The organism is Catenibacterium sp. (assembly GCF_052354645.1).
In the GTDB taxonomy this organism is placed as follows: domain Bacteria; phylum Bacillota_I; class Bacilli_A; order Erysipelotrichales; family Coprobacillaceae; genus Catenibacterium; species Catenibacterium mitsuoka_A.
The window spans coordinates 8,467-9,046 of the sequence record NZ_DAWDDM010000063.1; the positions used below are offsets into that span (position 1 = coordinate 8,467).

Sequence of the window (580 nt, forward strand, 5' to 3'; positions counted from 1 at the left end):
TAATTCATTTATGAAAATAGGGCAGTTTCCATCTATTGCTGATATAACATTTCCTGGATTAGATGATTATAAGCATGTTATTTCTAAACAGGACCGAAGTGAACTTGGAACTGCAATTGGTCTCTTTGCTAATGGAGTAGGTGCAGGATCTTATGTATATCTTAGACGTATTCTTGAACGATTGGTATATCAAGCAAAAGAGAATGCAGGTGATAAAGTAGATAATGATTCATTTGAAAATGCTAAAGTAGCAGATAGAATTAAAATGCTAGAAGGATATTTACCAGACATTCTTATACAGAACACAACGATTTATGGTATTCTTAGTAAAGGAATACATGAATTGAGTGAAGAAGACTGTTTGAACTATTTTCCGGTTGTTAAGGAATGCATATTCCAAATACTGGGAATGTGGGAAAATATGAGAAAAAAACAGGCTGATGAAGAGGCTTTGAATAAAGCCTTAAATGTAATCATAACTAAAATGAAGTAAGTAGCTAGTAGCATGGCAAATATGGATTTAGAAAAAATATAGTATCTTCTAAAATACTATCAAATAAATATCATTGTACATTAAAAT

The 580-nt window shown here is 31.0% G+C and carries 1 protein-coding gene; it reads left to right on the top strand.

Annotated features, from left to right (window positions below; translation table 11 throughout):
* The coding region (locus ACT8VG_RS04335) for a hypothetical protein (RefSeq protein ID WP_444195277.1) at positions 1 to 493 on the top strand (493 nt) is incomplete at its 5' end.
* Positions 494 to 580: the final 87 nt, after the last annotated feature.